Below are 14,191 nucleotides of genomic sequence, written 5' to 3'. Positions count from 1 at the left end.
TACTTTTTCCATTTCGCGCCCGCCACTAAAATGGTAGCTTATAAGGCTGATTGCAGTGAGTTGAACACGCTTTATACGCTCGAACCACATAACGGGAAGTCATGTGAAATATTTACTCATTTTCTTACTGGTGTTGGCGATTTTTGTCATTTCAGTCACATTGGGCGCGCAAAACGATCAACAGGTAAGTTTCAACTATCTGCTGGCGCAGGGCGAGTACCGGGTGTCGAGCCTGCTGGCTGTGTTATTCGCGGCGGGGTTTGTCATCGGCTGGCTTGTATGCGGCCTGTTCTGGCTTAAGGTTCGTGTTTCTCTTGTTCGCGCTGAACGTAAAATTAAACGACTTGAACATCAACTTACGCCTGCGTCTGACATTCCGGCGAGCTCTGGTGTGCCGGTAGTCAAGGAATAATCGAATATGCTGGAGTTGTTGTTTCTGCTTTTGCCTGTCGCCGCAGCCTATGGCTGGTATATGGGCCGCAGAAGCGCGCAACAAACAAAACAGGATGAAGCAAACCGACTCTCCCGTGACTACGTAGCGGGGGTGAACTTCCTGCTGAGCAATCAGCAGGATAAAGCGGTGGATCTGTTCCTCGATATGCTTAAAGAGGATACCGGCACCGTTGAGGCGCATCTCACCCTGGGAAACCTGTTCCGCTCGCGCGGAGAGGTTGACCGTGCCATTCGTATCCACCAGACCTTGATGGAAAGCGCTTCGTTGACCTATGAGCAACGGTTGCTGGCCGTGCAGCAGCTGGGGCGAGATTATATGGCCGCGGGGCTTTACGATCGCGCCGAGGATATGTTCTCTCAGCTGGTGGATGAGACGGACTTCCGTATCGGTGCGCTTCAGCAGCTTCTGCAAATCTATCAGGCCACCAGCGACTGGCAAAAAGCGATTGATACCGCTGAACGGCTGGTCAAACTCGGCAAAGACAAACAGCGCGTCGAAATTGCCCACTTCTATTGCGAGCTGGCTCTCCAGCAGATGGGTAGCGATGACATGGATAAAGCCATGGCACTGTTAAAGAAAGGCGCAGCGGCCGATCGCAACAGCGCGCGCATCTCGATCATGATGGGGCGGGTCTTTATGGCTAACGGTGATTACGCCAAAGCCGTGGAGAGCCTGCTTCGCGTTATCGATCAGGACAAAGAGCTGGTCAGCGAAACGTTGGAAATGCTGCAAACCTGCTATCAGCAGCTCGGTAAGCAGGACGAGTGGGTTGCGTTTCTGCGTCGCTGTGTTGAAGAGAATACAGGTGCCACAGCCGAGCTGATGCTGTCAGATGTCGTCGAAGAGCATGAAGGAAGCGATACCGCCCAGGTATACATTACCCGTCAGTTGCAGCGTCATCCTACCATGCGTGTCTTCCATAAGCTGATGGATTACCACCTTAATGACGCAGAAGAAGGGCGCGCTAAAGAGAGCCTGATGGTGCTGCGAGACATGGTGGGTGAACAGGTGCGCAGCAAACCGCGCTATCGCTGCCAGAAATGCGGCTTCACCGCCTATTCGCTCTACTGGCATTGCCCTTCCTGCCGGGCGTGGTCCACCATTAAGCCAATCCGAGGTCTAGACGGACAGTAATTTTTTAAAACGCTGCACTTTAGTTACAACATACTAATGGTTACAGTAATTCCATCAGCACCGTGCGGTCTGGGGTTCAGCAGGAAAAGCATTCGATTCTGTTCATTTACCCCGAGGGCAGGTAGAATGCACGCCGTTTATCTGTTCCGCGCCGCTGCGCGCCCATAGACGAAAAGGGCTGGTCATGACGTCTGTTACATCCTCCACTTCCCGCGTAGTTACCGATTCTCCCGTAGTTGTTGCTCTGGATTACAATAACCGTGACGCCGCACTGGCCTTTGTTGATGGCATTGATCCCCGCGATTGCCGTCTGAAAGTAGGCAAAGAGATGTTTACGCTGTTCGGCCCACAAATCGTCCGCGATCTGCATCAACGTGGTTTCGACGTTTTCCTCGACCTGAAATTCCACGACATTCCAAATACCACTGCGCACGCCGTTGCTGCGGCAGCTGAACTCGGCGTGTGGATGGTTAACGTACATGCATCGGGCGGGGCACGCATGATGACGGCTGCGCGCGAAGCGCTGGTGCCGTTTGGTAATGACGCTCCGCTTCTGATCGCCGTCACCGTGCTGACCAGTATGGATGAATCCGACCTGCGCGACCTGGGTGTGACGTTGTCACCTGCCGAACATGCAGAGCGTCTGGCGCGCCTCACGCAACAGTGTGGTCTCGATGGCGTGGTCTGTTCGGCTCAGGAGGCGGTTCGCTTCAAATCTGAGTTAGGCCGCGATTTTAAACTGGTGACGCCAGGTATTCGTCCAGCAGGCAGCGAGTCAGGGGATCAGCGACGTATCATGACGCCAGAGCAGGCGCTGAGCGCGGGTGTAGACTATATGGTGATTGGTCGCCCGGTGACGCAATCCGCTCATCCGGCAGAGACCCTGAAAGCGATTAATGCATCACTGAAAAAGGGGGCATAATGCGTGACGCCAACAGTCGTCTGGTCTATTCAACGGATACCGGGCGCATTGAAGAGCCAAAAGAGAAAGCTGAACGTCCAAAAGGCGATGGTATCGTGCGAATTCAGCGCCAGACCAGCGGCAGAAAAGGGAAAGGCGTTTGCCTTGTCACCGGCATTGACCTGGATGATGCAGACCTGGTAAAGCTCGCCGCTGAGCTTAAAAAGAAGTGCGGATGCGGTGGGGCAGTAAAAGACGGCATTATTGAGATTCAGGGCGATAAACGAGATTTAATTAAAACGCTGCTGGAAGCCAAAGGAATGAAAGTCAAACTGGCGGGCGGCTAAAATAAATGAGCCACGGACATTGCCGTGGCTCTTTTTTTTACGTGCGTAAGTCAGACCTGAAAATACTTAATATATTATTATGCCGGTGAGAGCCGTTATGGTGATTATTTGCCCACCTGGTGACCGATAATACCACCTACGGCAGCACCACCTAATGTACCCAGCGTACTACCATCCGTTAATACTGCACCACCAAGCGCACCAGCACCGGCACCAATCGCGGTGTTACGGTCACGTTTAGACCAGTTAGAGCAAGCGCTCAGGGACATTGCTACAGTGATTGCCAGAACAGCGGCGGCTAATTTTTTGCTGGTAAAGGTCATAATACTTTCTCCTGAATTATCGATTCACGGAAAGGAATGCACTTTAAGTATAGACAATATCCATACTTAAATTCTGTTCCCGTGAAAGCTGGTCGCGCAGGCGTTTCATCATCACGCAGGTGATAGTCACTTCCTGTTATATCGCTAATACTAATTTTACGTGTTTAGAACGGTTTCAACAGGTAAAAACTCTTAAAGGAAGGGTCGGAATACTCTCAGAGAAAGGTTTAAGTGCGCCCATTATTCGGGCGCAGCAGGATAATCAGGCCGTTTTTTTTACAATATCGACAGTCAGACCGTCTTGTTCTAATTGCTGGCGATATTCATCACGCAAACGCTCATCCGTGATTACACGGCTGAAGCGCGAGGCCGGCCCCATCGTATAAGGGTGTACGGCGCCAAACTTAGAGCTGTCGGTCAGCACAATCGCTTCACACTCTTTGGCGAGTACGGCGTTAACCACGTCTGAACGCATCATGTCGCGGCCGGTAAAGCCGGTGTCGGGCTGCCAGCCATCAATACCTATGAATGCCTTACTGAAGTGAACCTGCTGAACATATTGGCGCGTTAATGGCCCCACCATGCTTTCGCTTTTCTTCTGGTAAATGCCGCCCAGCAGAATCACCTCGCAGCGAGTTTCCTTCAACAGATGGGCAATATAGCTGCTTACGGTGATGATGGTAACGTCTTTTTGATCGGCAAGCGTGCGCGCCAGAAGGGCGTTACTGCTGCCATTTTCAATAAAGACGGTCTCACCGTTATTCACCAGGGATGCAGCAAACTCCGCCAGCTCCCGCTTGAGCGCATAATTGTTCATCATGCGGGTTTCAACGTCGTCGCTGTCCAGTGGAACGGCATATCCGTGCGCACGCCGCAGGTAGCTCTGTTTTTCCAGAAGATTCAGATCCTGACGAATGGTGACTTCAGAAACGCCGGTGGCTTTAGCGAGATCGACCACGCTTACGCGTCCCTGATCGATCACCATCTGCAAAATGATTTGTTGTCGGGAGTTCATAGCATCCATTTAAAAGGCAAGGTCGGAAACGACGTGGTTACACTTCCCACGGGGCTTTAGGTTGAGTGGATTCTGGAGCGTTATCAGCGCCGTTCTCAGCCAGCAGTTCAGACTTGAGGATCTCAAGATTACGGATAGCAGAGTGATAATCGCCTGCGACAAGAATATCCAGCACAGTATCAATACGCTGCGCCACGGCTGTTGCATCAATGTTAGACATAAGCTCACCCTGAAGCGAAAAGTTAATATTATCAATGATGCAGAAAATTGATTCAAAAGAGAAGGTAAAAAATGCAATAACCAAAGCCCATAAATGAAAGTGATAAATTTAACCCCCGTCTGCTGCGGGTTGTAGGGGTGGATTAGTCTAAAACTGCGCGCAACGCGCTTTTTTATAAGAGGAATTCGACTATGACAGTTATCAACCAGACAACCTGCACATTGTTTACTGATGCTGAACGATTCACTCAACTGGCGGCTTATTATGAGGCCGAACGGCGTACGGTGTGGATGATGTTACGCGCCACGCCACGGCCTTGCTTCAACCATGCGCTGATCGAGGAGATCATGAATCTCTCCTGGCTGGTTCGACAGTCCGGATTTGTCGTTGATTTTTGGGTCACCGGATCGCTGGTCCCCGACATCTACAATACCGGCGGTGATTTACAGTTCTTCGTTGAGTGCATCAAAAACAACCGACGCGAAGCGTTACGCGCCTATGCCCGGGCCTGTGTGGACTGCGTTCATGCCGCCTCGCGAGGGTTTGATACCGGCGCTGTCACGCTGGCTATGGTGGAAGGAAGCGCTTTAGGGGGCGGGTTTGAAGCCGCGCTGGCGCATCATTTCATTCTGGCCCAGCGCGATGCCCGATTAGGCTTTCCGGAAATCGCGTTCAATCTGTTCCCGGGCATGGGCGGCTATTCACTGGTGGCGCGTCGTGCCGGCATGAAAATGGCGGAGGCGCTGATCTACAAAGGTGAGACGCATACGGCGGAATGGTATGAGCAGCATGGTCTTGTGGATCTCTTATTTGAGCCGTTACAGAGCTATGTTTCGGTGCGGACGTTTATCGACACGCTACAGCCGAAGCTGAACGGCGTAAGGGCCATGCTGCGTGCACGTACGCGCGTGCTGCCACTTCCGCGAAGCGAGTTGATGGACATTACTGAGGATTGGGTTGATGCCGCCTTCTGCCTTGAACCGAAGGACATCGCCTACATGGAGCGGCTGGTTATGCTGCAAAATCGCCATCAGGCGACGGGCTTACGCAAAGCCAGCTAACGGACATTCCTGGCCTGATAACGTTTTAGCCATCGCTCGAATGCGGCAGCGGGCATGGGCTTAGCAAAAAGATAACCCTGCCGTTCGTTGACGCCATTCTTCGTCAGAAAGGCGTCTTCTTTTGCACTTTCCACCCCTTCAGCAATGACCTGCAAATTTAACGCCTGGGCCACGGCGACTATCGCACGCACCAGCGACTGTGAAATGGACTGCTTATGGATATCCCGCACGAAAGACTGGTCAAGCTTAATGGCATCGATAGGGAAGCGCGCCAGTTGCGACAGGGAAGAGTACCCCGTACCAAAGTCATCCAGATGAATTTGCGCTCCCAGGCGGCTAAATTGCTGGATCACTGACAGGGCCAGTTCTTCATTTTCAATGAGACAGCTTTCGGTTAATTCCACGTCAATCGGGCAGTATTCAAAATTCAGGTCTTTCAGCGCCTGCTTCAGGTCACTGAAGATGGTCTGGTCCGCCAGCTGACGGGCGGAGACGTTGACCGCGACGCGCATGTTGATCCCCTTGTCGCGCCATTTTGCTACCTGGCGCACCACATCAAGCATAACCCAGCGGCCCAGAGGCACAATCAGCCCTGATTCCTCGGCATAGGAGATAAACTCCATCGGCGGGATCAGGCCACGCTCTGGCGACTGCCAGCGCACCAGCGCCTCCAGACTTCTGACTTCGCCGCGCCAGGTCATTTTGGGCTGGTAGTGGATTAACAGCTGATCGTTATCCAGCGCTTTACGCAGGTTGGTATCCAGCCACAGGTATTCAAATACGCGCTGGTTCATCTCTGGCGAGAAGACGCAGAATTTGCCCCGGCCATTTTCTTTGGCGGTGTACATGGCGGTGTCGGCATTGCGAATGACGCTTTCGCGATCGTTACCGTGCTGGGGCGCAAGCGCGATGCCCAGCGAGCAGCCGGTGTAAACCTCAATCAGCCCGATGCGGAAAGGTTGACGCAGTCGGGTCAGTATTCGCGACGCCATCGCTTCCAGCGCGCCCTGCGAGGTATCGGTGGCCATCACGATAAACTCATCCCCACCCAGGCGCGCCAGGGTTTGTCCTTCGTCCAGGCAGCTCAGGATCGCCAGCGCAACGGCCTGTAGCAGCTGGTCGCCAAACATATGCCCATAGGCATCGTTCACTTTTTTAAAATTATCCAGATCGAGATAAACTACGCCAACCTGCGTGTCACCCCGAGCGATGATGGCATCAGAGATCAGCTCATGGATGGCATTTCGGTTAGGCAAACCGGTAATCGTATCCGTATTGGCGAGAACGCGCAGGCGCTCCTGGGCCCGACGCTCCTCGGTTATGTCGGTACCTGAACAGATGAGGAAAATTTCATTTTTTCCGCTGCCGCTGTGAACAAATTTATTTCTGAAGAGAAACAGGCGCTGCCCCTTGCGGGTCTTGATCCAGCGTTCAACTTCGTACGAGCTGCCGTTACGAAAAAAACCGGTGATGTTGCGTTTGGAGGCCGCGGCTTCGCTGCGGCTCATAAACAGTTTGAACACGTTTTGCCCGATAACTTCCTGTTCCTTCAGGCCCGTATATTCTTCACTTAAACGGTTGAAGCGCTGAATATTCCCGTTCTGGTCGAGGATCACAATCACGGAGTTAGCCTCGGAAACTACCTGTTCGGCGAAGGAGAGCCCCTGCGCCAGGTCGCGCGCAACGGAAGGGGTATCGTTCCAGGCTGATGCCGTTCCTGCCCACTCATTTTTGTTAATTTTACGGCCGACAAGATGAACGGGAACGTCCACACCGTACAAAGGCAGGGTCATGGCAATGCTGGAGGTGATTACGGTGAGCTGGCGGATCAGCGCGGCCTGTTCATCATCCAGCGCAACCACCTGAATGATGTCAGCGCTTTCACTGGCAGCAAGATGCAGAGCATTGCTGTCTGCTGTCAGTCGCCACCAGGGGCTATGCGTACCCATGTAACGAAACAGCAAATTCTGCTCCAGATCGTCCATCACGTTTTCTCCAGCGGCTGCTGAGTAGCGCACAAATTATTCATTTGCAGTCGACAATGACGGCTCTCTTTTACTGTAGATAATTCTGGAGAAATGTGGCGATGGGAAACAGAAAAGTGTGAGAAAAAACGATGATTTTGCGGGAGATAATTCAGGAGAGAACTCCCGGCCATCCCTTAACGGAACGGCCGGAAGTTTACGCGGTTATCAGGCGACAGGGCGCGCGATAATACTGCGGGTTTCCATGCGCACTTCAGCGATGGTGACATCAATCACGTCAGTGACCTTGTAAACCGTTTCGCCTTTAATTTGCACGGTCCCGTTTTCCTGGCTACAAACCAGTTCGTCGCGGACGGCATGCAGGAACGGGGCAGGAATAAAGGCAACGGCGCCATTATCCACCAGGCGAACGCGCATACCGCCGCGGCTGATGTCAATGATTTCAGCCGGGAAACGGGTATCAGTCCCTGCCTTATCATTCAGGAAGCGCGCGTACAACCAGTCGCCGACATCACGCTCCGCCATACGGTTGAGACGGCGACGTTCTGCCATCTGCAATGTCGTACCATCCTGTGGGCGGGCAACAGATTCCCCTTTGATGATCGCTTTCAGCAGACGATGGTTAACCATGTCGCCGTACTTACGGATCGGGGAGGTCCAGGTCGCATAAGCCTCAAGGCCAAGGCCGAAGTGCGGGCCAGGCTCGGTGCTGATTTCCGCAAAGGACTGGAAGCGGCGAATACGGCTGTCGAGGAACCCTGACGGCTGTGCGTCCAGCTCGCGGCGCAGTTTGCAGAAACCTTGCAGGGTCAGCACTTCCTCAGGATCGACGTGTACGTCATGGGTTTTCAGCAGGGCAGCCAGCGCTTCGGTGTTCGCCGGATCAAACCCGGTGTGCACGTTGTAAATGCCAAAGCCTAATTTGTCGCGCAGCACGCGTGCAGCACAAATGTTGGCGGAAATCATCGCTTCTTCAACGATGCGGTTGGCAATACGGCGCGGCTCAGCGACGATATTCAGCACTTCACCTTTTTCACCCAGCACAAAACGGTAGTCCGGACGATCTTTGAAGACCAGCGCGTGAGTTTGACGCCATTCGCTGCGGCTCAGGCAGACGCGGTGCAACAGACGAATTTGTGCGGCAATGTTGTCCGACTCGGGTTTCCAGTTGCCCGTGTTCTCCAGCCAGTCGGACACGTCGTCATAGGCCAGCTTGGCTTTGGATTCGATGGTGGCGGCGAAGAATTCAATATCTTCTTCAATGGTACCGTCAGCCGCAATGGTCATCCGACATGCCAGCACCGGACGTACTTCATGCGCACGCAGCGAACAAAGATCGTCGGAAAGTTCACGCGGCAACATCGGAATGTTAAAGCCCGGCAGGTAGTTGGTGAACGAGCGCACTTTGGCCATCTCGTCCAGCCTGCTGCCTTCGACAATCCATGCGGTAGGGTCGGCGATGGCGACGGTCAGATGCAGTTTGCCATCGACTGTCTCTTCGGCATACAGCGCATCGTCCATATCCTCGGTGCTGGCGCTGTCAATGGTGACAAAGTCCAGCGCCGTCAGATCGCGACGTTCCAGACCTTCGTCCTGCATTTCAGTCGCCACGCCATCAGGCGCTTCTTTTTCGAGATTGTGGCGCGCCAGCGTCACCCACCATGGGACGAAATGGTCGTCGCCGAAGGTAATGTATTGGGTAAGCTCGGCGTAGAAACCGCGATCGCCTTTTAAAGGATGACGGCGCATCTCAGCAACCGCCCAGTCACCCTCAACAAAATCATGCTCAACGCCACGCGCGGCGCGGCACGGAATAGCATCTTTCAGGAGAGGATGGTCCGGCACGACGGAAAGACGATCGTCTTTTTTATGCACTTTCCCGACAAAGCGGGTCAGGAAAGGTTCGATCAGTGCTTCCGGCTCGGCAGACTCTCGTTCCTTTTCGGTATGAATAACGGCCGAAATACGGTCGCCATGCATCACTTTCTTCATCTGAGGAGGCGGAATGAAGTAGCTCTTCTGCCCATCAACTTCAAGAAAGCCAAAGCCCTTTTCCGTGGCTTTTACGACCCCTTCTGCACGCGGCGTCTGGGAATGCAGTTGCTGTTTAAGCTGCGCTAGCAGCGGGTTGTCCTGAAACATAATGTTCTATTTTCGTAGCCATTGAGCGGCTGACAGTTTTACGCGAATCTCACTGCTACAGCAAGCGCTCTTTAGGTAAAGAGTATGGTTATTCCTCTTTGCCGAGCGCCACGCGCAGACGGTCCAGCCAGCCATAAAATGCATCTCGGGTTAGCAGATTGATGGCCTTCTCTGGCGAGAGACCTGACCCGGTCAGGGGCGTTAACTGGGCGGCGCTAAAGCGATCCGGAGAGGCGACGAGCAGCGCACGAGCGGCTGAGATCATCGAAGACGCGGGGCCTTCACTTAGCGGATGGTTAAGCAGAATTTCGCCCGTCAGATTAAGCAGCATCGGCTCATGACACAGCACAGGGGAGAGCGCTTCAAGCGCCGGTTCCGCCTGCCAGCGTGAGAGCGCCTCAAGCTGAAGCGCACTGGCATATTTTAGCTCTACCGCAGGTAGCGTGGCGGTCCATCTGCTGAAGCTAACCGGCAGCGTATGGGGCTGAATGTGGTGCCCGGGCAACCAGCGTACCGGATGGCCAAGCAATGCCTGAAATACCGCGACCACTCGCGCCTGAAAACCGACAAAGCCGATGATCTGGTTGATAAGCACAATGTCATACGTTGTGAGTCCAACCTCATCAAGCTGGTTTTGGGCTTTGTCATCGATCACATCGGGTGAGCTTGCTAACTGGCGGGCATACTGGGTAATTTCTGCAAGGCGTCGATTGCTTTCCCGGGAGGAGTCCGGCCCCGGAAGAGGGGCGAGCAGGGCAGCGTAGTGGTTACAGAGCCGCTGAACACCACACGCCTGGGCAACCGTTAATGCCGTGCTCAGCCTGTCGTAGGCGCTGAGCGTATGCAGACGGCTCACGGGAGTATCAAGCGGGAACAAAAGATGACACAGGGTTCGGGCAGGCGCAAGCCAACCAGCACAGCTTGCGAGAATGTCATCGGGCAGGGCTAAATCGAGCAAAAAACGGTCGTCGACGTTAGCGGCTTCGGGCACCAGCGGCAGAACGTCCGTCTGCGAATGATTCGACTGGGTTTCATGATACCAGTGGCCTTTGCCGGAAAAACGGCGTTGTTCCATGGGCGTTCCTTGATCTCAAAATGGCGATCAATATCCTGGCGTAAGGCGGATGAGGGGAAAAATATTGTTAGGTGATAACAAATAGCAGAACGGAATAACGAGGAGCGGGGCGGTGAGAAACTCTCTTCCCTGGCGGGAAGAGAGTGACAAGCTTATTTGATTTCCAGCTCGTTCATTGCAGCGATGTTGAAGCCGCCGTCAACGTGAACCACTTCGCCGGAGATACCTGCGGAAAGGTCAGAGCACAGGAATGCCGCAGAGTTACCCACATCTTCGATGGTAACGGTACGACGAATCGGGGTAACCGCTTCGCAGTGTGCCAGCATTTTACGGAAATCTTTGATACCGGAAGCGGCCAGGGTACGGATTGGACCCGCAGAAATAGCGTTAACACGCACGCCTTCAGGACCCATTGCGTTCGCCATGTAGCGCACGTTGGCTTCCAGAGACGCTTTCGCCAGACCCATAACGTTGTAGTTAGGGATAGCACGTTCTGCGCCGAGGTAGGACAGGGTCAGCAGGGCTGCGCCCGGGTTCAGCATCGCGCGGCAGGATTTTGCCATTGCAACGAAGCTGTAGGAGCTGATGTCGTGGGCGATTTTGAAGCCATCACGGGTAACCGCGTTCACATAGTCGCCGTCCAGCTGGTCGCCAGGAGCGAAGCCGATGGAGTGAACAAAACCGTCGAATTTCGGCCATGCTTTTGCCAGTTCAGCAAACATGCCATCAATGCTTTCGTCTTGTGCAACGTCACATTCCAGAACAATGCTGGAACCCAGCTGCGCGGCAAATTCTTCAACACGGCCTTTCAGCTTGTCGTTCTGGTAGGTGAACGCCAGCTCAGCGCCTTCGCGATGCATTGCCTGTGCGATGCCGTATGCGATGGACAGTTTGCTGGCAACGCCAGTCACCAGAATGCGCTTACCGGAAAGAAAACCCATAGCTTTAATCCTTATATTCATTGCTTATTTTGCCTTGTAATTCATAGCGTTACAGGCAGTATTTCAAAATCATTCGAAATTAGCTCGAAATTATAGCCCACTCACAGCCCCATGTGTCACGATATTTCTCGCTCCTGCGCCGTGAATGGGCTCACGGAAGAGGTTGAACTGACTCTTCATCAGGCCGTTTCGTGTGTATCCCAGCAGTATATCACCGCACGCGGGGTTCGCCTCATCCAACCAGCGGGCACCGTGACGCCGCCCTCATGCTGATGTGTCCAGCGCCTTTTGCGCAAAATGATCCGTTTAGCCCTTTAAACGCTTTAAAATTGCGCGAGGGTCGATAACGGCTATGCCATTTTGAGTCTTTATCTGTGTGCGGTAAGAAGGAAGATGAAAAATATAACGTTGGCCGAAAAACTGATCATGCTGTCAGGTGCGGCGCTTTTTGCGCTTATGATCGCGGTGAACTCCTTTTGCGTGAATGATAATCCTGGTTTCAGGGTGCCTATGACCACCTATTTGATCGTCATGATTGCGCTGTTCTTTCTGGATACCATTATCTTTATTTTTATCCAGATGCTGTATGCCTCCGACCGATCGCGTTTTTCCTTATTCATTCTGAGCCTGGCATTTCTTAGTGGGCTGGTTTATTTCATTGAGACGATCATTGTCATTCAGCTTCCGGAGCATGCTGGTTTTACCCAGGCGGCAAAAACCAACGATACGGCGGTATTCTATTTTTTTCGGCAGCTGAGCTTTATCGTATTACTGGCGCTGGCGGTCCGTGTGGAAAAAATCACGAGAGGATCCACGCTCAGATTCCGAAATAAGATCAGCATGACGTTAGCATTAATGATGACACTGGTTATGTTTCCGATGCTGGCCCATTATCTCAGCAGCTACCATCCGGCCTGGACATTAACGATTGCAGCATACGAAGATGAACATCATTATCCTGTCTGGGATATCAGGTACGTAAACGTTCTGATCCTGCTCTGGTCGGCTTTACTTTGTTATATGATCTCTGTGACACGCCTGGCGTCCGGGATCTGGAACAGTATTATTGTGGTTTGCCTTTCCGCCATCGTTTACAATTTTTTCCTCTTACTGCTTGATACTTACAATCTGTCGCTCTGGTATATCAGCCGGGCAGTAGAGGTCCTCAGCAAATTATTTGTGATTTGTACCTTAATATTCCATGTCTTTAACCTGTTGAAAATTTTCGGCGATCGGGTTGATCGCGATCCGCTTACTCAGATCTACAACCGTAAATATTTTTATGAGGCACTTCCGCGGGTCCGCTCGCTCAGGACAGAAAAGGGGACCAGCATTATGATGCTGGACATCGACAACTTTAAGTCGATTAACGATAACTGGGGGCATCTTGTGGGGGATCGCGTGATTCTGGCGGTCGTGGATATTATCAAAGACAGCATTCGCGATAACGACATCTTTGCCCGACTGGGAGGCGAGGAATTTGGTCTGCTGCTGCCGGATACCGACGGTAAGCAGGCTATGGCCGTCGCGGAGCGTATTCGCCAGAACGTTCAACAGCGCACCGGGCCGGGCTATCATTATGCTCTCCCTGTAAAGGTCACATTAAGTATCGGCGTGTGCTCAGCCATTCAGAATAACGTCAACGGCAATGATATTATGCGTGACGTGGACGAGGCGTTGTATGAGGCTAAGCACAACGGTAAAAACAGAATTGTTACCAGACAGGCTGAATGAAGCTGAGGTTACAGGATGGGGATGAAAACATCAAAATCGACAGACTCGTCGCTGTACCCATTAATTTTCATCAGGTAAATACCGTCGCGCAACGTCAGGCGTTGATTTACCATCGCCTTAACGAAGGCAATCTTGTTAAACGCGCTGTAGATTTCCCAGCTACCGCTAAAGGGCATTCTTGCGTATCTCCCACGCACAATGCAGGATTTTTTATTTGTCACCGTGTCGCTTTGTAACGCGTACGATATTAATACCTCGACCAGATACGATCGGCTTTTGCCTAACTCGGGGCGGCGGGGCATCAGAATAATTTTATCGATATCATGGCGGTTTTCTGTCAGGAGCTTTTTGATTTTTTTAGTAATATCATGCACTGAGGTATCAAAAAGATGATCGTGTTCGATAATTTCATGCGTATAGATAAACGTTTCATCCAGATAGCAGACCTCGAGCTCAGGCGTTTCATGTTCGCTTAATAAAAAAGAGGGCTGTAAGATGTCAAAATTCCACCCTCTGGCACATCTGTACTCAGAGGGTGTCAGCCCCATCATTTTTTTAAAGGCTCTGGAAAATCCTTGACTGCTCTGGTAATGGAATAAATACGCAATATCCGTCACCGGAATCGACGTCATTCTCAGCATAATGGCGGCACGGCTTAACCTCCGTCGGAGAATATATTCACCTAAAGAGAGCCGATACTTCTCTTTAAACCATGTTTCGATGGTTCTTCTGCTGTATCCAATATCTGCAACCAAATCACCAATGTGTAAAATAGTAAAGTTATTTTCTTCTACCCAGGAGAGAATATAGTTGCTGATGCTGTCTTTCATTTGTGCGTCAGTGATAGCTTAACGGTAAA

The 14,191-nt window shown here is 52.3% G+C and carries 14 protein-coding genes; 6 read left to right on the top strand and 8 right to left on the bottom strand.

Going from position 1 to position 14,191, the window contains the following annotated elements; translation table 11 throughout:
- Positions 1-103 precede the first annotated feature (103 nt).
- From RY075_RS12860 to yciH, 4 genes are all read left to right on the top strand, one after another.
- Positions 104-412 carry a LapA family protein gene (locus RY075_RS12860; protein ID WP_003856817.1) on the top strand — a complete coding sequence of 103 codons (309 nt, stop codon included), beginning with the start codon at positions 104-106 and terminating at the stop codon, positions 410-412.
- A gap of 6 nt (positions 413-418) precedes the next feature.
- Positions 419-1,588 (top strand): lipopolysaccharide assembly protein LapB, encoded by a 1,170-nt coding sequence (lapB, locus tag RY075_RS12855; protein WP_003856819.1) that lies wholly within the window; start codon positions 419-421, stop codon positions 1,586-1,588.
- A 184-nt stretch (positions 1,589-1,772) separates the two neighbouring features.
- The gene (gene pyrF / locus RY075_RS12850; protein ID WP_003856820.1) at positions 1,773-2,510 is read left to right on the top strand and encodes an orotidine-5'-phosphate decarboxylase; all 738 of its coding nucleotides are present in this window, start codon (positions 1,773-1,775) and stop codon (positions 2,508-2,510) included.
- Positions 2,510-2,836 carry a stress response translation initiation inhibitor YciH gene (gene yciH / locus RY075_RS12845; protein WP_003856822.1) on the top strand — a complete coding sequence of 109 codons (327 nt, stop codon included), beginning with the start codon at positions 2,510-2,512 and terminating at the stop codon, positions 2,834-2,836. The genes pyrF and yciH overlap by 1 nt, the downstream gene beginning before the upstream one ends.
- Positions 2,837-2,940: 104 nt before the next feature.
- On the opposite strand, the gene osmB is transcribed toward yciH, so the two are convergent.
- The 3 genes from osmB to RY075_RS12830 form a co-directional block, all read right to left on the bottom strand.
- Complete coding sequence (gene osmB, locus RY075_RS12840) at positions 2,941-3,159, bottom strand: osmotically-inducible lipoprotein OsmB (protein WP_003856823.1); 219 nt, start codon at positions 3,157-3,159, stop codon at positions 2,941-2,943.
- 262 nt (positions 3,160-3,421) lie between these two features.
- Positions 3,422-4,174 carry a DNA-binding transcriptional regulator YciT gene (locus RY075_RS12835; protein WP_003856824.1) on the bottom strand — a complete coding sequence of 251 codons (753 nt, stop codon included), beginning with the start codon at positions 4,172-4,174 and terminating at the stop codon, positions 3,422-3,424.
- A gap of 37 nt (positions 4,175-4,211) precedes the next feature.
- Complete coding sequence (locus tag RY075_RS12830; RefSeq protein WP_003856825.1) at positions 4,212-4,394, bottom strand: hypothetical protein; 183 nt, start codon at positions 4,392-4,394, stop codon at positions 4,212-4,214.
- Between the two features lie 191 nt (positions 4,395-4,585).
- On the opposite strand from RY075_RS12830, the gene RY075_RS12825 reads away from it, so the two are divergent.
- Positions 4,586-5,455: a crotonase/enoyl-CoA hydratase family protein gene (locus tag RY075_RS12825; protein ID WP_003856826.1), complete on the top strand. Its 870-nt coding sequence runs from the start codon at positions 4,586-4,588 to the stop codon at positions 5,453-5,455.
- On the opposite strand, the gene pdeR is transcribed toward RY075_RS12825, so the two are convergent.
- The 4 genes from pdeR to fabI all read right to left on the bottom strand — a co-directional run bounded on the left by pdeR (position 5,452) and on the right by fabI (position 11,598).
- On the bottom strand, positions 5,452-7,443 hold the full coding sequence (gene pdeR / locus RY075_RS12820; protein WP_338628650.1) for a cyclic di-GMP phosphodiesterase: 1,992 nt from the start codon (positions 7,441-7,443) through the stop codon (positions 5,452-5,454). The two genes, RY075_RS12825 and pdeR, sit on opposite strands and share 4 nt — an antisense overlap.
- A 204-nt stretch (positions 7,444-7,647) precedes the next feature.
- Positions 7,648-9,582: an exoribonuclease II gene (locus RY075_RS12815; protein WP_023324795.1), complete on the bottom strand. Its 1,935-nt coding sequence runs from the start codon at positions 9,580-9,582 to the stop codon at positions 7,648-7,650.
- A gap of 88 nt (positions 9,583-9,670) precedes the next feature.
- Complete coding sequence (locus tag RY075_RS12810; protein ID WP_302378570.1) at positions 9,671-10,657, bottom strand: CMD domain-containing protein; 987 nt, start codon at positions 10,655-10,657, stop codon at positions 9,671-9,673.
- 152 nt (positions 10,658-10,809) lie between these two features.
- The gene (gene fabI / locus RY075_RS12805) at positions 10,810-11,598 is read right to left on the bottom strand and encodes an enoyl-ACP reductase FabI (RefSeq protein WP_003856831.1); all 789 of its coding nucleotides are present in this window, start codon (positions 11,596-11,598) and stop codon (positions 10,810-10,812) included.
- Positions 11,599-11,991: 393 nt separating this feature from the next.
- Here fabI and RY075_RS12800 point away from each other — a divergent pair, with 393 nt between their 5' ends.
- Positions 11,992-13,332 carry a GGDEF domain-containing protein gene (locus tag RY075_RS12800; protein ID WP_063158866.1) on the top strand — a complete coding sequence of 447 codons (1,341 nt, stop codon included), beginning with the start codon at positions 11,992-11,994 and terminating at the stop codon, positions 13,330-13,332.
- A gap of 8 nt (positions 13,333-13,340) precedes the next feature.
- Here RY075_RS12800 and RY075_RS12795 read toward each other — a convergent pair whose 3' ends face one another.
- Positions 13,341-14,162, bottom strand: a complete 822-nt coding sequence (locus tag RY075_RS12795) for a helix-turn-helix transcriptional regulator (RefSeq protein WP_045894822.1) — start codon at positions 14,160-14,162, stop codon at positions 13,341-13,343.
- Between the last annotated feature and the right edge of the window lie 29 nt (positions 14,163-14,191).

This window comes from Enterobacter sp. JJBC, from assembly GCF_036936505.1.
Taxonomy (GTDB): domain Bacteria; phylum Pseudomonadota; class Gammaproteobacteria; order Enterobacterales; family Enterobacteriaceae; genus Enterobacter; species Enterobacter hormaechei_C.
Note: the sequence above shows the minus strand (reverse complement) of the source record. Positions and strands in the feature narration are given on the sequence as shown.